The sequence below is a fragment of the Solwaraspora sp. WMMB335 genome (assembly GCF_049179075.1).
Taxonomy (GTDB): domain Bacteria; phylum Actinomycetota; class Actinomycetes; order Mycobacteriales; family Micromonosporaceae; genus Micromonospora_E.
The window spans coordinates 2,256,932-2,277,381 of sequence record NZ_JBMHMF010000001.1 but is presented as its reverse complement, the minus strand read 5'-3'; the positions used below and the strand labels follow the sequence as shown (position 1 = coordinate 2,277,381).

Sequence of the window (20,450 nt, the reverse complement as noted above, 5' to 3'; positions counted from 1 at the left end):
CACATCCGGAGTATGGGACCGTGCCAGGCCGCCATCGGATGCGAAGCCGGATCCGCGGAGCAGGCGCCATCGCGACCGCGATGGCGCTTGTCGTCGTCGGGGTAGGCGGCTGGCTCGGTTATCAACGTCTGGTCGCCGCGTCGTGCTCGGGCGAGTTGCCGTTGACGCTGGCGGCGTCCCCGGAGATCGCGCCGGCGCTACAGGCGGCGGCCGACCAGTGGCGGACCGAGGGTGGCTCGGTCGGCGACACCTGCGTCGCGGTCGACATCACCGCGACCGACCCGGTCGACGTGGCTGCGGTGGTGGCCGGCCAGCACGGCGTGGCGTTGGCCGGCGTCGGACAGGCCAGCGGTACCGCGGTCGCCCCGGACGTCTGGGTGCCCGACTCCTCCACCTGGCTGCTGCGGCTGAGTTCGTTGGCTCCCGGGTTCGCACCCGAGAACAACAAGTCGGTCGCCCGCAGCCCGGTCGTGGTCGCCATGCCGGAGCCGGTGGCCGCCAATCTCGGTTGGCCGAACCAGCAGCTCACCTGGACCGATCTGTTGCAGCAGATCACCACCGGGACCCAGTTGCGCACCGGCATCGTCGAACCGACCCGCGACGCGGCCGGACTCTCCGGCCTGCTCGCCCTCGGTGAGGCCGCCGGGGAGGCCGGGGAGAACGCCCAGCAGGCGACCACCGCCGCGCTGCGGACCCTGGCCACCGGCCGGTCGGCGCTGCGCGACGACCTGTTGGCCCGCTTCCCGCGCTCGGCCGATCCGGCGTCGATCGCCTCTTCGCTCAGCGCCGCCGCGCTCAGCGAGGAGGACGTGATCGAGTACAACGCGACCCAGCCGCCGATTTCTCTCGCCGCGCTCTACCTTGAGCCGGCACCGATGTCGCTGGACTACCCGTACGCGCTGCTACCGGGGGCCGATCCGGCCAAGTCCGCGGCGGCGGCCAACTTTTTCGCCGTGCTGGGCGGCGTGCTGTTCAGAGATCAACTCGGCGCGCAGGGGCTGCGGGCGCCGGACGGCACCTGGGGAACGGGATTCAGCGCACCGCAGGGCGCGCCGAGTCCGGCGGGCACCGCGCAGGCCACGGTCTCACCGGACGGCGGCGGCACCGCTGCCGGCGGGCTGGACCCGGTGGTCATCGACCGTACGCTGGCCACCTGGACCGCGGTGACACTGCCGGCCCGGATGCTCGCGGTGATCGACGTCTCCGGGTCGATGCTGGAGCCGGTGCCGACCGCGAACAACGCCAGCCGGGCGGATGTCACCCGGGAGGCGGCCCGCCGGGGCTTGGCGCTGTTCGACGACTCCTGGGCGGTCGGTTTGTGGATCTTCTCCACCGAGTTGGAGGGCGCCCAGGACTGGCGCGAACTGGTCCCGATCGCTCCGCTCAGCAGCCAGCGGGACGCGCTGGAAGACTCCCTGGTGGAGGTGGTGCCCAAGCGCAACGGCAACACCGGCCTCTACGACACCACTCTGGCCGGGTACCTCGCGGTGCAGGAAGAGTGGGCAGCTGGGCGTGTCAACTCGGTGGTGATCTTCACTGATGGTAGGAACGAGGACGACAACGGGCTGACCCGGGAGCAGCTGTTGGCCGAGCTGGCCGACGCGGCTGATCCACAGCGGCCCATCCAGGTCATCTTCGTCGGCATCGGCGACGGGGTGAGTCAGGAGGAGCTGGAGTCGATCACCAACACCACCGGCGGCGGTGTCTTCGTCACCGAGGACCCGGCGAACATCGGTGACATCCTGCTGAAGGCGATCGCCCTGCGACCGACGACGGTTCGGTGAGTGGTTGTTATGGGAAATCTGGGTGGTTTGCGACACCCCTTCATGACTAAGGGTTGTCAGGTGGCTCCAGATTGTACATGCGGTGTGAATGCGCTCCGGTCAAGTGACAGTAATCTGTCGCAAGCTGCGACCGCACCACCAGGTAGGCCAAGATATCGGGGTGCCCTGGCGCCGCAGGCACCAACGACGGGTCAGCGGGCGGCTCGGGGGATGCGTCGACTCGAGCGAGCTGGGGAGGGCTAGTGACGTCGGCGACACTCGTCAACACTGCGATCGTGCAACCGGACTCCACTCCGGAGGCACCCATCGCGGTCCTGCACGCACGCCAGCGTGCCTACATCCGGGCGGTGGCCGCCCTCGACTTCAGTATCCTGTGCGCTGCCGTGGCGGCCGGCTACCTGGTCCGCTTCGGTGCCGAGGAAGCTGCCGGTACGGACCTGCCGTACGTCCTGGTGACACCCTGCCTGATGGTCGCCTGGCTGGTCTCGTTGAAGCTGTTGCGCTGCTACGACGACCGGGTGCTCGGCTACGGCGCCGACGAGTACCGGCGGGTGGTCAGCGCCAGCCTGCGTCTCGCCGGCACCGTCGCGATCATCGGATACGTCGCCAACGTCGGCATCAGCCGTGGCTTTCTCGCGGTGGCCTTCGCGGTCGGCACCGTCGGCCTGGTCGCCGGGCGGTTCGGTGCCCGTAAGGCGCTGCACCGGCGCCGCGCGGTGGGCAGCGGCTGGTTCCGCCGGGTGCTCGTGGTGGGGGACACCCCGCACGTACTGGAACTGGTGCACACGTTGCGCCGGGAGCCGTACGCCGGGTACCGGGTGGTCGGAGCCTGCATCCCGGACGCGCTGCTGGCGCCGGTGCCGCAGCGCCTCGGCGACGTGCCGGTCGCCGGCTCGTTCCGCAACATTCCCGACGCCGCCGCCGCGACCGGCGCGGACACGGTGGCGGTCACCGCGTCCGGGGAGCTGACCGCCACCCGGCTGCGTCGGCTCGGCTGGCAGCTGGAGGGCACCGGGATCGATCTCGTACTCGCTCCGGCGCTGACCGACGTCGCGGGTCCGCGCATCCACACCAGGCCGGTGGCCGGGCTGCCACTGATCCACGTCGAGGCGCCGGAGTTCCGGGGCACCCGCAAGCTGGTCAAGGGCTTCGTCGACCGGTCGATCTCGATGCTGGCGGTGACCCTGCTGGCACCGCTGCTCGCGGTGCTCGCCCTCGCGATCAAGCTCGACAGCCGGGGGCCGGTCATCTTCAAGCAGGTCCGGGTCGGCCAGGGTGGCCGGGAGTTCCACGTCTACAAGTTCCGGACCATGGTCGTCAACGCCGACGCCCTGCTCGCCAAGCTGGCCGCCAAGAACGAAACCGACGGGCTGATGTTCAAGATGCGCGACGACCCGCGTATCACCCGGGTCGGCAAGTTCCTGCGCAAATACTCGCTGGACGAGCTCCCGCAGCTGGCGAACGTGTTGTTCGGCCACATGAGCCTGGTCGGTCCGCGGCCGCCGCTTCCCTCCGAGGTGGCCCGCTACGACGGCGATGTCGCCCGGCGGCTCCTGGTCAAGCCGGGTATGACCGGATTGTGGCAGGTCAGCGGCCGGTCCGACCTGTCCTGGGAGGACGGCATCCGGCTGGACCTCTACTACGTGGAGAACTGGTCGCTCGCCAGCGATCTGACCATCCTCTGGAAGACCTTCGGCGCCGTAGTGAACGGCCGCGGCGCCTACTGACCCCCCACCCCCCCACTGCCCCACCGCCCCGAGGGGAAAAGTGCGCGCCGGAGTCAGGGGCGGACGAGCCAGGGGGCGGGGTGGTCGCGTACCGCCCGGACGACCGAACCCGCGGCACCGGTGGCGGCGGCCTCCGCGCCGAGTACCGACGCACGTACGGCGACCGGAGACCACGCCGCCGTGAGCACCCGTCGGGTGATCTCCGCCTCGACGTGGGGCACCATCCAGTCCGCCAGCGGGGCATAGATCCCGCCCAGCACCACCGTCTGCACGTCGAGCAGATTCACCACCCCGGCGAGCACGACGCCAAGGGCGGTAGCGGCGCTGTCCAGCGCGGACCGTGCCGCCACGTCGGCTGACCCCGCGCGCCGGGTCAGCCGACGCAGCGCCGCTGCGGCCGGCAGACCGGCTCGGGCCACCCCGGCTGCCCGCAGGATCGCCTCCTGCCCGGCGTACTGTTCCAGGCAGCCGGCGGCTCCGCACCGGCAGGCCGGGCCGTCCGGGCGGACGGCCATGTGGCCCAGTTCGCCGCTCCAGCCCCGGGCTCCGCGGAAAAGGTGTCCGTCGATGATGATGCCGGCGCCGATTCCGATCTCGCCGGAGACGTAGACGAAGTCGGTGAGCTCACCGGCACGGGCGTGTAGTTCGCCCAGCGCGGCCAGGTTGGCCTCGTTGTCCACCACCACCGCGACATCGGCGAGAGTGGGCTGCTGCGCCAACGCGCCCGGCACGTCGACGTCGTGCCAACCCAGGTTGGGCGCGAGGCGGACGAGCCCGTCGCGGGCCACCAGACCCGGTACGGCGACTGCGGCGCCGGCCAGCGTCAGGCCGGCGACCTGCGGTGCGGCCAGCGCGGTGCCGGCGAGGTCGGCGAGGCGGGCCAGCACCTGTCGCGGCTGGTCGGGTCGCTGATCGGCACGCAGGACGGTCCGGTGCCGCACCGTTCCGGCCAGGTCGACCACACACGCGGCGAGGTAGTCGACGTTGATCTCCAGCCCGAGGCCGGCCGGCCCGTCGGCGGCCAGGACCAGCCCGGTCGCCGGGCGTCCGGCTCCGGTCCGGGGCGGTGGGGCGACCTCGGCGAGCAGCCGACCGGTGATCAGCTCGTCGACCAGTGCCGAGACGGTGGCCCGGGTCAATCCGGTGGCGGCGGCGATGTCGGCCCGTGACGGTGGGCGCCGCGCCGCCGCCACCTGACGCATGACCAGGCCGAGGTGGTGCTCGCGTAAACCGGCCTGCCGCAGCGGCCCGCCGGCTGGCCGACCGGTGCGGGTGGATCGGCCGGTGTCGGCAGGTCCCGTCACCGGGGCATCTGGCGTGGGCATGGTCTTGACAATGCCACACCACAGGAAAATAATTCAATGGCTAAACAAATCAGCCATGTTACGTGGAGGTCACCATGGCAGTCCAGCCCACTCCGGCTGACAAGTTCTCCTTCGGGCTATGGACCATTGGCTGGCAGGCCCGTGATCAGTTCGGCGACGCCAGCCGTGGCCCGCTCGACCCGGTGGAGGCGGTGCACCAACTCGCCGGGCTCGGCGCGTACGGCATCACGTTCCACGACGACGACCTGATCCCGTTCGGCGCCGACGCCGCGACCCGCGACCAGCACATCGCCCGGTTCCGCAAGGCGCTCGACGAGACCGGCCTGGTGGTGCCGATGGTCACCACCAACCTGTTCAGCCACCCGGTCTTCAAAGACGGCGGCTTCACCAGCAACGACCGGGCGGTACGCCGGTTCGCGCTGCGCAAGGTGCTACGCAACATCGACCTTGCCGCCGAGCTCGGTGCCAAGACCTTCGTCATGTGGGGCGGGCGCGAGGGCGGGGAGTACGACCACGCCAAGGACATCCGGGCCGCGCTCGACCGCTACCGGGAGGCCGTCGACCTGCTCGGCCAGTACGTCATCGACCGCGGCTACGACCTGCGATTCGCCATCGAGCCCAAGCCCAACGAGCCGCGCGGCGACATCCTGCTGCCGACCGTCGGGCACGCACTCGCCTTCATCTCCAGCCTGGCCCACCCGGAGCTGGTCGGGCTCAACCCCGAGGTCGGCCACGAGCAGATGGCCGGACTCAACTTCGTGCACGGCATCGCCCAGGCGCTGTGGCACGGCAAGCTGTTCCACATCGACCTCAACGGTCAGCGGGGCGTCAAGTTCGACCAGGACCTGGTCTTCGGCCACGGCGACCTGCTGAACGCGTTCGCGCTGGTCGACCTGCTGGAAAACGGTGGTCCGAACGGCGGGCCCGCCTACCAGGGCCCACGGCACTTCGACTACAAGCCGTCGCGCACCGAGGACTACACCGGCGTGTGGGCATCGGCCGCCGCCAACATGCGTACCTATTTGCTGCTCAAGGAGCGGGCCGCGGCGTTCCGCGCCGACCCCGAGGTGCAGGAGGCGCTCGCCGTCAGCCAGGTGCCGGACCTGGCCACCCCGACGCTGAACCCGGGGGAGAGCTACACCGACCTGCTGGCCGACCGGTCCAGCTTCGAGGATTTCGACGTGGAGGCGAGTGCCGACCGGGGCTTCCACTTCGTCCGGCTCAACCAGCTCGCCGTCGAGCACCTGCTCGGCGCCCGGTCCTGAGCACATCAGTCCAAAGCACATCCGACCGAACCCGCACCCGTGGAGGACCCAGCCGTGACCCTCGTCGCCGGCGTCGACTCGTCGACCCAGTCGTGCAAGGTGGTGGTTCGTGACGCGGACACCGGTGCGCTCGTCCGCGAAGGTCGGGCCACGCATCCGGACGGCACCGAGGTGCATCCGGACGCCTGGTGGGCGGCGCTGCGACAGGCGATCGACGCGGCCGGCGGGCTGGCCGACGTCGCCGCCGCGGCGGTCGCCGGCCAGCAGCACGGCATGGTCTGCCTCGACGACGCCGGCGAGGTGGTCCGGCCGGCGCTGCTGTGGAACGACACCCGCTCGGCCGGTGCCGCCGCCGAACTGATCGACGAGTTCGGCGGCGGGCCGGCCGGCAGGCGGGCCTGGGCGGACGCGGTCGGCCTGGTCCCGGTGGCCAGCTTCACCATCACCAAGCTGCGCTGGCTGGCCCGTCACGAGCCGGCCGCCGCCGCCCGGACCACGGCGGTCTGCCTGCCGCACGACTGGCTCACCTGGCGGCTGGCCGGCAGCGGCGACCTCGACACGCTGCGCACCGACCGCAGCGACGCCAGCGGCACCGGATACTGGTCGGCCGCCACCGGGCAGTACCGGCTCGACCTGCTGGAACACGCCTTCGGACGGCAGCCGGTGGTGCCGCGGGTGCTCGGCCCGACCGATCCGGCCGGGGCACTGCCCACCGGTGTCCCGCTCGGCCCGGGAGCTGGGGACAACGCCGCCGCCGCGCTCGGCGTCGGTGCCCGCCCCGGCGACGTCATCGTCTCCATCGGCACCTCCGGCACCGTGTTCAGCGTCGCGGAGAGCCCGGCCGCCGACCCGAGCGGCACGGTGGCCGGCTTCGCCGACACCACCGGCCGGTTCCTGCCACTGGTCGCCACCCTCAACGCCGCCCGGGTGCTGGACGCCGCCGCCACGATGCTCGGCGTCGACCACGACCGGCTCGCCGAGCTGGCGATCAGCGCGCCGGCCGGCGCCGACGGGCTGGTGCTGGTGCCGTACCTGGAAGGGGAGCGCACCCCGGACCGGCCGACGGCCAGCGGCTCGCTGCACGGGCTCACCCTGGCCACCAGCACCCCCGCCCACCTGGCGCGGGCCGCCGTCGAGGGCATGCTCTGCGCGCTGGCCGACGGCTTGGACGCCCTGGTCGCCCAGGGCGCCACCGTCAACCGGGTCATCCTGGTCGGTGGCGGGGCCCGATCCGGCGCGGTACGCCGGATCGCCCCTGAGATCTTCGGCTGCCCGGTGCTGGTGCCGCCACCCGGCGAGTACGTCGCCGACGGTGCCGCCCGGCAGGCCGCCTGGTTGGCGGCCGGCACCGCCGACGCACCCGACTGGACCCCGGCCGAGACCGAGGAGTACGCCGCCGATCCGGTGCCGGCCATCCGCGACCGATACGCCGAAGCCCGCGACCATGTGCTGAACCGGGTCGCCGCCGGCTGACCCGTAGAGCAGCACCCATGAGAATCAGCCCGGAGAGACGGAGCACGGAGCCAATCGCCGGGCGCTACTGGGGTCCCAGCGGTCCAGGATGGCGATCGCCAGCAGGAACGGCCGGCAGGGTCCGGACCACCGCCGCACCGGTGGCACTCGCCGGTGGTCCGGTTCGGGATGTGGGTACGGGCGGTCGAGTTCGCGTCGTGGACCGCCCGGGACAGTTCGGGGGACCGGGTCAGCCGCTCCGGCGGGTCCGGAATGACGTCGCCGAACTGTCTGCCGATCTGGATGAGATGTACGGGGCGAGGCGGGGAGTCCCGCCGCTGCCGCTTGCGCACGATCTGCGGCTCGAACGTGCCCGCCGCGTCGCGGGGGACGTGTACCTCGACCGGCCCGACGTCGGTGAGCACGGTCTTGGTCCGGCTGCCGTTACGCGTGTTCCCGCCGTTTCGACCAGCTGGGTCGTGCTTGTCGTAGCCGACGTGGTCGGTGATCTCACCGTCCAGCGCCGACTCCAGAACCCGCTTCGTGAGCTGCTGCAGCAGCCCACCCTCACCGGTCAGTTGCAGCCCGTCACCACGAGCCCGATCGACCAGCATCGCGATCAACTGTTCATCCGTGACCGCACCCACCGGCCCGGCGGCCGGCTGTCCCACGGTGGCTCAGTGCGCAGGGAAGCTTGCGCCGGAGCTGTAGTAGCTCGGGCTGGGCGTTCGCGAGGTGACGCTGACGCACGTTATTTCGGCAAAATAGCGTGCGTCAGCGTCACCTCGACGACGTCAATCTCAGGCCACCGGCTGCGCCGCCGCTGGCCGGTGGCGCACCGCTCGGTCGGCGTGGCGTACCTGCTCACCGTGGGCGTCGCGGCGGTATGCGCGTTGGTGATGCTGCCGTTCAACCAGGCACGCTCTCCCATAGCCGTCGCAGTTGGGGTGGCATACGGTCCCCGTAGGGCCGGCAGTCCGCTGGTGGCTGCGACGGGTCTTGCGTTGGCGGAGGTTGGCTGCCTGCCGGACTTCCGGCCACAGCAGGGCCTGGCGGATCGTCCTCGGAGTGCTGACCCGTGCAGAAAGTCTCTCAGGCTGGGCCAAGCAAGCTGGACAACTGCTCTGCTGGCTCTGACCCGCGAACCGATCGGCGGGGTGCTGATCCATACTCAGCGGCATGACGCTGACCACTGGACGGGTGCACCGCCGCATCTACAGCGTCGTCGTGTTCATCGTGCTCGCGTCACTGGACAACGTCACGATCGGTCTGGTCCCGCCGCTGTACGGCAGCATCGCCGACACCCTCGCCGTACCGGAGGCCGCGATCGGGGCGGTCACCGCCGCGACCTTCCTGGTCAGCGCGGTCGCCGCGGTCGCCTGGGCGTACGTCGGCGACCGCGGCGACCGTAAGCCGCTGCTGATGACCGGCACACTGATCTGGGCGGCGGGTGCCGCCGGGACCGGGCTGGCCGGCAGCTACCCGGTGTTCCTCGCCGCCCAGCTGGTCGCCGCGGTCGGCCTGGGCGCGGTCGCCTCGGTCGGGTTCTCCGTGGTCAGCGACCTGATCACGCCAGCGCGCCGAGGCCTGGTGATGAGCTTCTGGGGGCTGTCGCAGGGCGTCGGCACACTGGCCGGCACGTTGCTCGGCGGGCTGCTCGGGCACGACGACTGGCGCCGGCCGTTCCTGGTGCTGACCGCCGCCGGGGTACTGGCCAGCGCCGCGTACCTGTTCACCTACGACGTGCGGCGGGGGCAGAGCCAACCCGAACTCGCCGGCCGGTTCGCCGCCGGTGACGACTACGAGCACCGGATCGGCCGGGCCGACCTGCCGTCGATCGTCGAGCGCCGGACCAACGTGTGGCTGGTGCTGCAGGGCCTCACCGCGCAGGTCGCGTTCGGCTCGCTGGTCTGGCTGCCGGCGCTGTTCCGGGCCCGCGCCGAGGAGCAGGGCTATTCGGCCGGTACGGCGATCGTCGTCGGCAGCGTGTTCGCCACCCTGTTCCAGCTCGGCGGGGCGCTGTCCATCGTCGGCGGGCTGGTCGGCGACCGGATGCAGCGGCGTACCCCTCGGGGCCGGGCCCTGGTCGCCGCGGTCGGCATCCTCGCCGCGGTGCCGTTCTACCTGGTGCTGTTCTTCGTGCCGATGCGCATCGAGGTGCCCGACGGCGCGGGTGCCGGCGCGGTGACCGCCGCCGTGCTGGGCGGTGTGCTGACCGAGCCGACCATCGGGCTGGCCTTTCTGACCGCGCTGCTCGCCCTGGCGTTGACCTCGGCAAACTCGCCGAACTGGTTCGCGTTGATCGCCGACGTCAACCCGCCGGAGCACCGGGGCACCGTCTACAGCCTCGGCAATCTGGTCAACGGCGTCGGCCGGGCGACCGGCAACGGACTGCTGCCGGTCGCCCTGCGGCTCATCGGCGTGGCGGTGCCGCCACCGCTGAACTACGCGGTCGGGCTGGCCGCCTTCCAGCTGTTCTTCGTGCCGACCGGAATCATGTACTGGTTGGCGTCACGGACCGCACCGACCGACATCGCCCGGGTGCACGCCCTGCTCGTCACCCGGGCCGGCGCGGACTCTCCCGCGACGGTCACGACGGACGGCGGCGGGCCCAGACCGTGACATCGGTCGGCACCCGGTTGCCGTCGAGCAGCGGCCCGCTGGCCTGCACCGGTTCGGTTCCCGGCAGCAGCGACACCGGCTCGGTGCCGAAGTTCGTCACCACGGTCAGCTCACCGACCCGGAAGGCCAGCACGTCGTCCGGAGACTCCAGCCAGTGCAGCTCGGCGAGACCGAGCCCGTACTTGCGGCGCAGCGCCAAAGCGGCCCGGTACATCTCGTACGTCGAGCCGGGCGTGCCGAGTTGCCGGTCCAGGGCGTACTCGGCCCAGGCCGACGGCTGCGGCAACCAACTGTGGTCGGCCGGCCCGAAGCCGTACGAGGGAGCGTCGGCCTCCCACGGGATCGGCACCCGGCAGCCGTCACGACCTCGTTCGGTCTGCCCGCTGCGCCGCCAGGTTGGGTCCTGTCGGGCCTCGTCGGGCAGTGTGGTGTGCTCCGGCAGGCCCAGTTCCTCACCCTGGTACAGGTATGCCGAGCCGGGCAGCGCCAGCATCAGCAGGCTGGCGGCGCGGGCCCGGCGCAACCCGAGCGCGGTGTCCGGCTGCGGATCGGTGGCGCCGATGCCGCGCGGACGACGCTCACCGACCGGCAACGCCAGCCGGGTGGCGTGCCGCAACACGTCGTGATTGGACAACACCCAGGTAGTAGGGGCACCGACCGCACCGGCGGCGGCCAGCGACCGGGAGATCACCGTGTGCTGTACGGCCGCGGTCCATGCCGCTTCCAGGTACTCGAAGTTGAACGCCTGGTGCATCTCGTCCGGGCGCACGTACGCGGCGAGCCGCTCCGCCGGCTGCACCCACGCCTCGGCCACCAGGATCGGCTCGCCCGGGTAGCCGTCCAGCACCGCGCGCCACTGCCGGTAGATCTCATGCACCCCGTCTTGGTCCCACATGGGCGGCCGGGGCTGGTCGACGTGGTCGCCCGACGAGGTCTCCTCCGGGTAGTGCCAGTCCGCCAGGTCCGCCTGCTTGACCAGACCGTGGGCGACGTCGACGCGGAACCCGTCCACGCCGTGGTCGAGCCAGAACCGCAGGATGTCCACGAACTCGGCGCGCACCTGCGGGGAATCCCAGTTCAGATCGGGCTGGCCGGCGTCGAACAGGTGCAGGTACCACTGGCCCGGCGTACCGTCGGGGCCGTCCACCCGGGTCCAGGCCGGTCCGCCGAACACCGACCGCCAGCTGTTCGGCGGCAGGTGTCCACCGGGCCCACGCCCGTCGCGGAAAACGTAGCGGTCACGGGCCGGACTGTCCGGTCCGGCGTCGAGCGCCTCGACGAACCAGGGATGCGCCGAGGACGTGTGGTTCGGCACCAGGTCCACGATCACCCGCAGGCCGCGGTCGTGCGCCTCGGCGATCAGCCGGTCGGCGTCGGCCAGTTGTCCGAAGACCGGGTCCACGTCGCGGTAGTCGGCGACGTCGTAGCCGGCGTCGGCCTGCGGCGACGGATAGAACGGGGAGAGCCAGACGGCGTCGACACCCAGTGCCACCAGATGGTCCAGGCGGGCGATGACGCCGGGCAGGTCGCCGATGCCGTCACCGTCGGCGTCGGCGAAGGAGCGCGGGTAGATCTGGTAGATGACGGCCTGCCGCCACCATTGCGCGCCGGCGGCGGATTCAGCGTCGTCGGCACGGGTTCGGGTGACTGGTGTGTTCACCGATGCACTCCTTGGTTCGGTAGCGGTCCCGGTTATGTGGTCTACCAGGTCGGGGCCGGGAATCATCGGGTTTCCCGGGGCGGGGCGGTGGACTCGCGGGCGACCAGGTGGGTGGGCAGGATCACGGTGGCGTCGGCGACCGTGCGGCTGCTGCCGGACAGCGGGCCGAGCAGCGTACGGGCGGCGAGTCGGCCCTGCTCGGCCGCGGGTTGCGCGACAGTGGTCAACCCGACCACCCGGGCGACGTCGTGGTCGTCCACACCGATCACGCTGACGTCCGCCGGCACCCGCAGTCCGGCGGACCGTACGGCGGCGATCGCGCCGAGGGCCATCTCGTCGCAGGCGGCGAAGATGGCTGTCGGCAGTGGATCGACGCGCAGCAGCTCAGTAGCGGCCCGACCGCCGCCGTTGATGGTGAAGTCGCCCTCCACGTCCAGCGCCGGGTCCGGGGTCAGTCCGGCGGCCCGTAACGCCTCCTGATATCCGCGGCGCCGGTCGAGGTGGGTGGTGAACGCCAGCTCGTCGGCGGAGTTGCCGGAGATGTGGGCGATCCGGCGGTGCCCGAGTCCGAGCAGATGGGCGGTGGCGCTGCGGGCCGCGGCCACGTCGTCGATCCGGACGCTCGGCCAGCCGGGCACCCCGGTGCCGGAGCTGACCGTGACACCGGGCATCGCCAGCGCCGAGATCGCCGCGAAGTCCACCGGCTCCAGCGGCGTCGCGACCAGCATCAGTGCGTCGACCCGCTGGTGCAGGTTTGCGGTGTGCAGCAGCCGCTGGCGGGCGTGCTCCTGGCCGCCGAGGTTGTACAACAGCAGGTCGTAACCGGCCTCCTGCAGAGTCTCCTCGGCGGCCTCGACCACCGTGCTGAAGAACCAACGGGTGATCCGCGGCACCACGACCGCCACCGCCCGGGTCTTGCCCCCGGCCAGCCGGGAGGCACTGGGCGAGGCGATGTATCCGAGTTGGGCGGCGGCGTCCAGCACCCGTAGCCGGGTCGCCTCGGTGACCGTCGGCAGGCCGCGCAGAGCCCGCGAGACGGTCGCCGTGGAGACTCCGGCCAACCGGGCGACGTCGTCGATTCTGGTCATGGTTCACCTGCCGCGTGCGTAACGCGGGCCCGAGCGGCCGGTCAGCCCTTGACGCTGCCGGCGAGCAGGCCGCGGACGAAGTACCGCTGCAGGGACAGGAACACGATCAGGGGTACGACGATCGAGACGAATGCACCCGAGGTGAGCCGTTGCCATTCGTCGCCCCGGGTACCGGCCAGTTCGGCCAGGCGGACAGTGAGTGGCGCCACGTCGTTGCCGCCACCGGCGAAGATCAACGCGACCAGCAGGTCGTTCCATACCCACAGGAACTGGAAGATACCGAACGCGGCGAGTGCCGGAGTGATCAGCGGCAGCACGATGCTCCGGAAGATCTTCGGATGCGTCGCCCCGTCCACCCGGGCCGCCTCCATCAGATCCTTGGGCAGCTGGGAGACGAAATTGTGCAGCAGGAAGATACCCAGCGGCAGCGCGAAGCAGGTGTGTGCGAACCACACCTGGATGAACCGCTGTTCGTCGGACAGATCCCAGGCCGGGGTGATCGGCACGCCACCGATGGTCACGCCGCGGGAGAAGAAACTCAGCAACGGCACCAGGGCCATCTGCAGCGGCACGATCTGCAGCGCGAAGACTCCGATGTAGATCAGATCCCGACCACGGAAGTTGATCCAGGCCAGCGCGTACGCGGCGAGTGACGCGAAGGCCAACGGGAACAGCACCGACGGGATCGTGATCACCAAGGAGTTGATGAAGTAGCTGGCCAGCTGCCCGGACGACGACGAGCGGCCGAACAGCACGTCCTGGTAGTTCTGCAGGGTGACCTGCGGGTCGCCGAAGAAGGTCCACCAGCCGGTGGTCCTGATCTGCTCCGCGGGCCGGAACGAGGAGACGAACAGGCCGAAGGTCGGGATGGTCCAGACGACGGCGATGACGACCGAGGCGATGGTCGCGATCGGGGTGTTGAGCCGCTTGCGGACCCGACCGGCACGAGTACGCGGCGGCTGCTCGCCGCTGGTGGCCGGTGCGGCCACGGGGGGCGTCGTGGTGGTGGCCATCGGTGTCACACCTCCCGCTGCTTGCGCAGGTTACGGATCTGGTAGATGACGATCGGGATGACCAGGACGAACAGGAAGACCGCCAGCGCCGAGCCCTGACCGGTCTGGCCGTAGCGGAACGCCTGGTTGTACATCTCGTTGGCGATCACGCCGGTGTCGTAGTTGCCGTTGGTCATGGTCCGGACGATGTCGAAGACCTTCAGGGTGGCGATGGAGATGGTCACCACCACGACGATCAGCGCCGGTCGGATGCTGGGCATGGTGACCCGCCAGAACATCTGCCAGGCGTTCACCCCGTCGAGACGGGCGGCTTCGATGATGTCGGCGGGGATGGCCTTGATCGCGGCCGACAGCACCACCATCGCGAACCCGGCCTGGATCCAGATCATCACCACGATCAGCAGCAGGGTGTTCAGCGGCGCGTTGAGCTGCAGCCAACGCTGCGGCTCCCAGCCGAACAGGGTGACGAGGTAGTTGAGCAGGCCGTACTGTTCCTGTTCACCACCACGGTAGGCGTACACGAACCGCCAGATGATGCTCGCACCGACGAACGAGATGGCCATCGGCATGAACACCAGCGACTTGGCCAGCGCCTCGAACCGGGCCTTGTCCACCAGCACGGCGTAGATCAATCCGACCGCCGTGGCGACGGTCGGCACCAGGACCACCCAGATCAGCGTGTTGGTCAGCACCTGGATGATCTCGTCCTGGGCGAACATCCACCGGTAGTTGTCCAGGCCGACCCAGTCCTCGCTGCGGCCGTCCATCAACGACAGTACGATGGTCCGCAGTGCCGGGATGACCAGACCGATCGCCAGCAGTACCAACGCCGGCAGCAGGAAGAAGGTGCCGAAGAGGCCTTCGGTGCCGCGTCGTCGACGGCCGACCGGTACGGAGCCGCCCGCCGCCCCGGTGGCTGCGGTCGCCCCGGTGGCTCCAGCGGCGATCAGCCGTTGTTCCCGGCGCCGGGTGAGCCAGGTCGGCACCGCGTCGAGCAACAACAGCAGCCCTCCGACGATGACCGCGAACGCGATCAGGCCGTACAGCAGCATCGCCAGCTTCGGGCCCTCGTCTGCGAAGTCGAAGTACATCCGCCCTCCCAGCGGTGCGTCGACTGGATACGGGACCGGCCGGTCCGGTCCGACACGTCGGACCGGACCGGCCGGGTGGTGGTGTCACTCGCTCGGCCAGGAGCCTTCGATGTATTCGAGGACCTCGGCGGTGCTGTCACCGCTGAGCCAGTCGACCATGCCGCGCCAGAAGGTGCCGGCGCCGACCGCGGCCGGCATCAGGTCCGACCCGTCGAAGCGGAACGTGGTGTTCTCGTCCTGCAGGATCTCGACCGAGAGCCGGTCGATCGGGTTCTCCACGTTGGCGATGTCCAGGCCGCTGTTGGCCGACACCCAGTTGCCGAGCGAGGCCCGGCTGTTCGCGTACTCCGGCGAGGCCAGGTAGGTCTGCACCGCCTGGACCTCGGGGCGGTCGGCGAACGCGACGGTGAACTCCCCACCGCCGAGGACCGGCTGGCCGGCGCTCGGGTCGGTGGTCGGGAAGTAGAAGGCGAAGACGTCACCGTCCTCGGCGACCTCGGTGCCCTCCGGCCACTGGTTGGCGTAGAAGCTCGCCTGACGGTGCAGCGCGCAGTCGCCGGACAGGATCGGGGTGCCCGCTTCCTGGAAGGATGTTGCGGTGATGCTGGAGACGCCGCCGAAGCCGCCGTTGACGTACTCCTCGTTCTTGAGGATCGCCCCGGCCTGGTCGACCGCCTCGGCGACCCGCGGGTCGTTGAACGCGATGTCGTGGGTCGTCCACTGGTCGTAGACCTCCGGCGTCTGGGTCCGGAGCATGATGTCCTCGATCCAGTCGGTGGCCGGCCAGCCGGTCGCGTCACCGGACTCGACGCCGACGCACCACGGCTTGGTGCCGCCGGTCGCGATCTCGTCGCTGAGCGCGATCAGGTCGTCCCAGGTCTCCGGGATCTCCCAGCCGTTGTCGGCGAACATGCTCGGCGAGTACCAGACGAAGGACTTGACATTGGAACCGAGCGGAGCCCCGTAGAAGGTGCCGTCCACGGTGCCGTACGCCAGCCAGTCCTCGCTGTAGTGTTCCTCGGCCATTGCCCGGGTCTCGTCCGAGGCGGCCTGCAACTGGCCGGACTCGGCGAAGCGGCCCACCAGGCCGGGCTGCGGGATGAACGCGATGTCCGGCGGGTTGCCGCCGTCCACCCGGACCTGCAGCTGGGCCTCGAACTCGCCGCTGCCCTCGTACTCGATGTCGATGCCGGTGCAGTCGACGAACTGGCTCCAGGACTCCTCCAGCAGATCTGCCTCAGCGTCCCGGATGGAGGCGTAGATCGACACCTCGGTGCCGTCGGTACCCTGGTAGTCGCTGTATGGGGCGCATTCCTCGGAGTCCGGGTCTGCGCTGGTGCCGGTGTCTGAGGTGCATGCGGTGGCGGTGAGCGCCAGCCCGATCACGCTGGCGAGCGCGAAGGCCTGGCGTGGTCTGGTGAAGACCGCCATGCCGTCCTCCCTTCCTAGCCGACGCCGCCCGCGAGTCCTGCGGTTCGGGCACGCCGGTCGGTTGCTGTCTGGGCGTCCTCACATGTAAGCGCTTGCACCGGAACTCGTCCACCCCTGTCACGCCACAGGCCAGTAACAATTCGGAAACCTTGCTCCGGCTCCTGCAGTCCAGGCACGCGTCGACCCTGACCGATCACTCAGACCGGGCGGCTGGTCCGGTCGGTCGGGGCGGGTGTCAGGGGAGCGCCAGATCAGGAGAGAAGACGGGTATGCCGGGACCGCCACCACCGATCGGCGGGAGGGAGGAGGTCCGCAATCGGCGACGGGCGGTCCCGGCAAGCTTCGTAGCGGCCCGAGCCGGGCCGGGGGCTGATACGGATCAGGGGGACTTTCCCGCAGGTCAAGCGAACAGGCTCACGCCACCAGGTCCGACCAGCAACCCGACGACGATCAGGACGATCCCCCAGAGAAGCTGCCGGCGGAAGAGCGCGAGAACACCGGCAACGACCAGTACGACTGCGAGAATCCAGAGAAGTAGCTCCATGATTGATGAGTACCCTTCTGCCCGGCTACGGAAACCTTCTAGCCGTCCCGGCCGGCCACCGACCCGGTGAGAGCGAACACGCTGTACGCCTGCTTGATGACCGGATGCGCGACGTTACGCACCCGTACCCCACCGGGAGTTGTGCCCCGTTCACTGCCGAAGTGGGCGTGCCCGTGCACCGCGAGCGCGGTCGGCACCGCGTCGATCGCCTCGGCCAGCAGATACGAGCCCAGGAACGGGTAGATCTCCAACGGTTCGCCCGCCAGGGTCTCCGGCACCGGCGAGTAATGGGTCAACGCGACCCGTACGTCGCAGTCGAGACCTGCCAGCGCCTGCCGGAGCTGGTCGGCGGCGGCTGCGGTGGTGCCGACGAACGCTTTCATCTCCGGTTCACCGAACTGGCTGGCGCACCGGCCGGCGAAGCCTCCGCCGAACCCCTTGACCCCGGCCACGCCGAGCCGTCCACCTGGCAGATCGAGCACCACGCCGCTGCCGTCGAGCACGGCGATGCCCGCTTCCTGCAGGATCTTCACCACCTGTGGCACCTGGTCGCAGTGGTGGTCGTGGTTGCCCAGCACCGCGACCACCGGAACAGCGGCTGCGCCGAACTCCGTGGCGACACAGCGTGCCTCCGACTCGGTGCCGTGCCGGGTGAGATCTCCGGCGAGCAGCAGCACGTCGGCGTGTTCGTCGATGCCCGACAACGCCGGACGGAACCGTCCGAGCACGTCGCTGTCCATGTGCACGTCACCCACCGCCGCGATGCGGATCATGACAACTCCTCCGCCCCGGTCGGCGCGCCGGTCCGACTGACCGCGATGTCGCAGGTCAGCTCGACGTCCGGGAACCGTTCGGTGACCAGCCGGACGATCTCGTCCCGGCGGTACGCGCTCTCCACCTCTCCGGCGAGGACCAGGGTGTGATCCCGACGGGCGACGGTGATTCCCTGCTCGGCGACCGTGGGCTCCTCACTGAGCATCCGCTGCACGGTGGCCTCGGTGTATTCGCCGTACCGACTGGCCTGGTCAAGCCGGTCCGGTGACTGCCTCGATGTCATCTCGTACCTCCCGCTGGTAGTCCGGCACCACGTCGAGGCGATCGAGCAACACCAGGAACGCCTCGGCGTACGGCGAGTGCGCGGTTTCCTTACGTACCCGTTCCCAGTCGATCTGTTCCCGCAGCGACCGGGCCACCGGTAGCGCCCGGGCGAAGTCGCAGTAGTGCTGCGAATAGCTCAGCAGCTTGTGCACCATCAGCAGGGTCGCCGGCAGCACCGGCAGATGGATCGCGTCCACCGGTCGGATCACGCTGTCCGCGAGCGTCGCATCGGTGACCGGCGTCTCGATCGGGCGGTGGATGAGGTCCACCATCCGTTGCTCGTCGAAGACCTTCACCAGCCAGTCCTCCGGCGGCCGTTCGGCGGTGAACCCCGCCTCGACCAGGGCGGCGAGCGCCGGATCGACGTCCGACTCGCGGATCAGGAAATCCACGTCGTGGTCACTGGAATGCCCGCCGTGCGCGTACACCGCGAAACTGCCACCCAGTACGAAGGGGATCTGCGACTGCTTCAGCACGGCCGCGACCCGCTTGAGGGTGTGCAGCAGGCCCTCGTCCTCTCGGCGAACCATCTGTGCTCCCGTGCTGGGTGGTGGTGTGTGACGGGACTCACCCCTACCCGACGCGCGGCGCGTTCACACCTGTGGCACCGGTGGTGCCGGTTCGCGCTGGGCGCGCCGTGCCGTCGGTCGCGTGACAGGCCGGGGTGCGCGTGCTCGCTACCGTTGGAAGGGTGCTCGCCACTCCGACCCAGGCTTCCCGACGCCCGTCCGCGCCGGCACCGTCGTCCCCGTCCGTACCGGCACCCACGCCACGTCGGATCGCTCTGGTAGGCATTGACGGAGCGGGCAAGACGACGCAGGCACACCTGCTCGCCGAGGCATTGACCGCGGCCGGGCGACCGGCTCGCTACTGCCGCAACGCGGGTGGCCGGCGCTGGATGGACCGGCTCGCCGTACGGCTCGGGCAGCCGCACGCGCGGCGGCTCCTCGGCCGTGGCGGCCTGCTGTTCCTGGAGGCGCTGCTGCGCTGGCTCGCCATCGCGCGGACACTGATCGGGTCGGGTCGGCGGATCGCCGTGATGGATCGCTATGCCGTTTGCCAGTACGCCAGCATCCGAGCCCACCGGGCAGTCCGGTGGGAGCGGGTCGCCCGAGTGGCGTACCAGGCCTTTCCCGCGCCGGACGTGACGTTTCTGCTCTGGCTGCCGCCGGCCGAGGCCCGTCGCCGGATCGAGGCGCGGGGCACCGACAGCGAGTCGCTGGACTATCTGGCCCGCAGCGCGGCGGCGTACCAGTCGCTGCCCGAGTCGGCTGGTTTCGTGGTGATCGACGCCCGGGGAAGCGCGGCGCAGGTGGCGAAGTCGATCCGCCAGCACCTGTCCCAGTGGCTGCCGGCCGGCGCTGGCTGACCTCAACCGCCGGGCCGGCCGGCGTGGGACGTAGCGGTGCCCTAGACGAGTAGTTCCGAAGTTCGGTCAGTGGTCGTAGGCGATCAGTGACCGGGTGACGGGTGCGCCGGTCTTGTTGTTGTGCCAGATCGCGGCGGCCATCGCGAGGAGGCGTTGAGCGACGCGTACGGCGACACCGGTGAAGGTCCGGCCGCCGTGTTGTTCAAGGTCGAGTTGGCCTTTGAGGGTGTCGTTGACCGACTCGATCAGCTGGCGGACCTTCTTGAGCAGCGGTTCGCCGTGGCGGGTCTTCTCCTTCTTGCGGGACGGGCGTAGCAGGGTGATGCCCTGGTCGGCGAGGTTCCGCTCGAAGGGTCCGGACGCGAAGCCCTTGTCGCTGATCAGCAGGATGCCGTCGTGTTCGGCGACGACACCGGCCTCGACCTCCAGCATCGCGGTGAGGACCTCCCGCTCGCCGAGCTTCGGGTTGGCCAAAGCCCACAGGATCGGCATCCCGGTCGGGGTGCAGACCAGGTACAGGCGCAGTCCCCAGAAGAACCGGGAGTGGGAGGCGCAGTAGCCGTATCCGGCCCAGCCGGCCAGGTCCGAGCGTTGCACGGTGGGGCGGGACATGCCGCACGGCACCGGGGTAGAGTCGACGATCCAGTGGTTGTCGAACCAGAAGTCACTGTCGCGGGCCAGGGCCCGGATCGTCTTCTTGATCAGTGGTAGCGCGGCGCGGAGCCGTTTGTTGTAGCCGGGTCGTTGTGGCAGGTAGGGAAACCAGGGGCGTAGGTGGATGCGGGCGTAGCGGATCCAGTGGGCTTCCGAGCGGGCGCCGAGCAGGACCTGCGCCACGGCCAGGCACACCAGCTCCGAGTCGGTCAGCAGCGGTGGTCTGCCGCGCCACCGGGGCGTGCGGATGGTGTCGTCGATCTTGACGTACAGTGCGGTCAGGAGGGTGTCCAGGTCTTGCGTCACAACACGATCTTGGACACCCTC

The 20,450-nt window shown here is 70.3% G+C and carries 18 protein-coding genes and 1 pseudogene; 6 read left to right on the top strand and 13 right to left on the bottom strand.

Annotated features, from left to right (window positions below; all coding sequences use genetic code 11):
* The first annotated feature begins 80 nt into the window (after window positions 1-80).
* Both ACN27F_RS09590 and ACN27F_RS09585 read left to right on the top strand, forming a co-directional pair.
* On the top strand, window positions 81-1,784 hold the full coding sequence (locus tag ACN27F_RS09590; protein ID WP_421432592.1) for a VWA domain-containing protein: 1,704 nt from the start codon (window positions 81-83) through the stop codon (window positions 1,782-1,784).
* Window positions 1,785-2,059: 275 nt separating this feature from the next.
* Complete coding sequence (locus tag ACN27F_RS09585; protein WP_421440079.1) at window positions 2,060-3,511, top strand: sugar transferase; 1,452 nt, start codon at window positions 2,060-2,062, stop codon at window positions 3,509-3,511.
* A gap of 53 nt (window positions 3,512-3,564) precedes the next feature.
* Here ACN27F_RS09585 and ACN27F_RS09580 read toward each other — a convergent pair whose 3' ends face one another.
* Window positions 3,565-4,836, bottom strand: coding sequence for an ROK family protein (locus ACN27F_RS09580; RefSeq protein ID WP_421432590.1), 1,272 nt, complete (start codon window positions 4,834-4,836; stop codon window positions 3,565-3,567).
* A gap of 74 nt (window positions 4,837-4,910) precedes the next feature.
* Here ACN27F_RS09580 and xylA point away from each other — a divergent pair, with 74 nt between their 5' ends.
* Both xylA and xylB read left to right on the top strand, forming a co-directional pair.
* On the top strand, window positions 4,911-6,101 hold the full coding sequence (gene xylA / locus ACN27F_RS09575; RefSeq protein WP_421432588.1) for a xylose isomerase: 1,191 nt from the start codon (window positions 4,911-4,913) through the stop codon (window positions 6,099-6,101).
* A 54-nt stretch (window positions 6,102-6,155) separates the two neighbouring features.
* Complete coding sequence (gene xylB, locus ACN27F_RS09570) at window positions 6,156-7,574, top strand: xylulokinase (protein ID WP_421432586.1); 1,419 nt, start codon at window positions 6,156-6,158, stop codon at window positions 7,572-7,574.
* A gap of 311 nt (window positions 7,575-7,885) precedes the next feature.
* Here xylB and ACN27F_RS09565 read toward each other — a convergent pair.
* Window positions 7,886-8,167, bottom strand: a pseudogene (locus ACN27F_RS09565) (transposase); the annotation flags it as partial.
* 137 nt (window positions 8,168-8,304) lie between these two features.
* On the bottom strand, window positions 8,305-8,466 hold the full coding sequence (locus tag ACN27F_RS09560) for a hypothetical protein (RefSeq protein WP_421432584.1): 162 nt from the start codon (window positions 8,464-8,466) through the stop codon (window positions 8,305-8,307).
* Window positions 8,467-8,732: 266 nt separating this feature from the next.
* Between ACN27F_RS09560 and ACN27F_RS09555 the strand changes: the two genes are divergently transcribed.
* Window positions 8,733-10,175, top strand: a complete 1,443-nt coding sequence (locus tag ACN27F_RS09555) for an MFS transporter (RefSeq protein ID WP_421432581.1) — start codon at window positions 8,733-8,735, stop codon at window positions 10,173-10,175.
* Here the strand turns inward: ACN27F_RS09555 and ACN27F_RS09550 are convergent.
* The 9 genes from ACN27F_RS09550 to ACN27F_RS09510 form a co-directional block, all read right to left on the bottom strand.
* Window positions 10,144-11,901, bottom strand: a complete 1,758-nt coding sequence (locus tag ACN27F_RS09550) for a glycoside hydrolase family 13 protein (RefSeq protein WP_421432577.1) — start codon at window positions 11,899-11,901, stop codon at window positions 10,144-10,146. The genes ACN27F_RS09555 and ACN27F_RS09550 overlap by 32 nt on opposite strands.
* On the bottom strand, window positions 11,898-12,923 hold the full coding sequence (locus ACN27F_RS09545) for a LacI family DNA-binding transcriptional regulator (protein ID WP_421432575.1): 1,026 nt from the start codon (window positions 12,921-12,923) through the stop codon (window positions 11,898-11,900). The genes ACN27F_RS09550 and ACN27F_RS09545 overlap by 4 nt, the downstream gene beginning before the upstream one ends.
* Before the next feature lie 41 nt (window positions 12,924-12,964).
* Window positions 12,965-13,936 (bottom strand): carbohydrate ABC transporter permease, encoded by a 972-nt coding sequence (locus ACN27F_RS09540; protein WP_421432572.1) that lies wholly within the window; start codon window positions 13,934-13,936, stop codon window positions 12,965-12,967.
* Between the two features lie 5 nt (window positions 13,937-13,941).
* The gene (locus tag ACN27F_RS09535; protein WP_421432569.1) at window positions 13,942-15,027 is read right to left on the bottom strand and encodes a carbohydrate ABC transporter permease; all 1,086 of its coding nucleotides are present in this window, start codon (window positions 15,025-15,027) and stop codon (window positions 13,942-13,944) included.
* Between the two features lie 84 nt (window positions 15,028-15,111).
* Window positions 15,112-16,458 (bottom strand): ABC transporter substrate-binding protein, encoded by a 1,347-nt coding sequence (locus tag ACN27F_RS09530; protein WP_421432567.1) that lies wholly within the window; start codon window positions 16,456-16,458, stop codon window positions 15,112-15,114.
* 400 nt (window positions 16,459-16,858) lie between these two features.
* On the bottom strand, window positions 16,859-17,002 hold the full coding sequence (locus tag ACN27F_RS09525; RefSeq protein ID WP_199757467.1) for a GPGG-motif small membrane protein: 144 nt from the start codon (window positions 17,000-17,002) through the stop codon (window positions 16,859-16,861).
* A gap of 38 nt (window positions 17,003-17,040) precedes the next feature.
* Window positions 17,041-17,775 carry a metallophosphoesterase family protein gene (locus tag ACN27F_RS09520; protein WP_421432564.1) on the bottom strand — a complete coding sequence of 245 codons (735 nt, stop codon included), beginning with the start codon at window positions 17,773-17,775 and terminating at the stop codon, window positions 17,041-17,043.
* On the bottom strand, window positions 17,772-18,059 hold the full coding sequence (locus ACN27F_RS09515) for a hypothetical protein (RefSeq protein ID WP_421432562.1): 288 nt from the start codon (window positions 18,057-18,059) through the stop codon (window positions 17,772-17,774). The genes ACN27F_RS09520 and ACN27F_RS09515 overlap by 4 nt, the downstream gene beginning before the upstream one ends.
* On the bottom strand, window positions 18,028-18,630 hold the full coding sequence (locus ACN27F_RS09510) for a nucleotidyltransferase (RefSeq protein ID WP_421432559.1): 603 nt from the start codon (window positions 18,628-18,630) through the stop codon (window positions 18,028-18,030). The genes ACN27F_RS09515 and ACN27F_RS09510 overlap by 32 nt, the downstream gene beginning before the upstream one ends.
* A gap of 161 nt (window positions 18,631-18,791) precedes the next feature.
* Between ACN27F_RS09510 and ACN27F_RS09505 the strand changes: the two genes are divergently transcribed.
* A complete protein-coding gene (locus tag ACN27F_RS09505; RefSeq protein WP_421432557.1) occupies window positions 18,792-19,469 on the top strand; it encodes a dTMP kinase in 678 nt (225 codons plus the stop codon).
* Window positions 19,470-19,535: 66 nt separating this feature from the next.
* On the opposite strand, the gene ACN27F_RS09500 is transcribed toward ACN27F_RS09505, so the two are convergent.
* On the bottom strand, window positions 19,536-20,429 hold the full coding sequence (locus ACN27F_RS09500; protein WP_421432554.1) for an IS982 family transposase: 894 nt from the start codon (window positions 20,427-20,429) through the stop codon (window positions 19,536-19,538).
* Window positions 20,430-20,450 lie beyond the last annotated feature (21 nt).

Bases quoted from the DNA above. Each gene is read 5' to 3' on its own strand.
- ACN27F_RS09590 (WP_421432592.1), top strand. From the start codon at position 81: ATGGCGCTTGTCGTCGTCGGGGTAGGCGGCTGGCTCGGTTATCAACGT.
- ACN27F_RS09580 (WP_421432590.1), bottom strand. From the start codon at position 4,836: ATGCCCACGCCAGATGCCCCGGTGACGGGACCTGCCGACACCGGCCGA.
- xylA (WP_421432588.1), top strand. From the start codon at position 4,911: ATGGCAGTCCAGCCCACTCCGGCTGACAAGTTCTCCTTCGGGCTATGG.
- ACN27F_RS09555 (WP_421432581.1), top strand. From the start codon at position 8,733: ATGACGCTGACCACTGGACGGGTGCACCGCCGCATCTACAGCGTCGTC.
- ACN27F_RS09550 (WP_421432577.1), bottom strand. From the start codon at position 11,901: ATGATTCCCGGCCCCGACCTGGTAGACCACATAACCGGGACCGCTACC.
- ACN27F_RS09545 (WP_421432575.1), bottom strand. From the start codon at position 12,923: ATGACCAGAATCGACGACGTCGCCCGGTTGGCCGGAGTCTCCACGGCG.
- ACN27F_RS09540 (WP_421432572.1), bottom strand. From the start codon at position 13,936: ATGGCCACCACCACGACGCCCCCCGTGGCCGCACCGGCCACCAGCGGC.
- ACN27F_RS09535 (WP_421432569.1), bottom strand. From the start codon at position 15,027: ATGTACTTCGACTTCGCAGACGAGGGCCCGAAGCTGGCGATGCTGCTG.
- ACN27F_RS09530 (WP_421432567.1), bottom strand. From the start codon at position 16,458: ATGGCGGTCTTCACCAGACCACGCCAGGCCTTCGCGCTCGCCAGCGTG.
- ACN27F_RS09525 (WP_199757467.1), bottom strand. From the start codon at position 17,002: ATGGAGCTACTTCTCTGGATTCTCGCAGTCGTACTGGTCGTTGCCGGT.
- ACN27F_RS09520 (WP_421432564.1), bottom strand. From the start codon at position 17,775: ATGATCCGCATCGCGGCGGTGGGTGACGTGCACATGGACAGCGACGTG.
- ACN27F_RS09515 (WP_421432562.1), bottom strand. From the start codon at position 18,059: ATGACATCGAGGCAGTCACCGGACCGGCTTGACCAGGCCAGTCGGTAC.
- ACN27F_RS09510 (WP_421432559.1), bottom strand. From the start codon at position 18,630: ATGGTTCGCCGAGAGGACGAGGGCCTGCTGCACACCCTCAAGCGGGTC.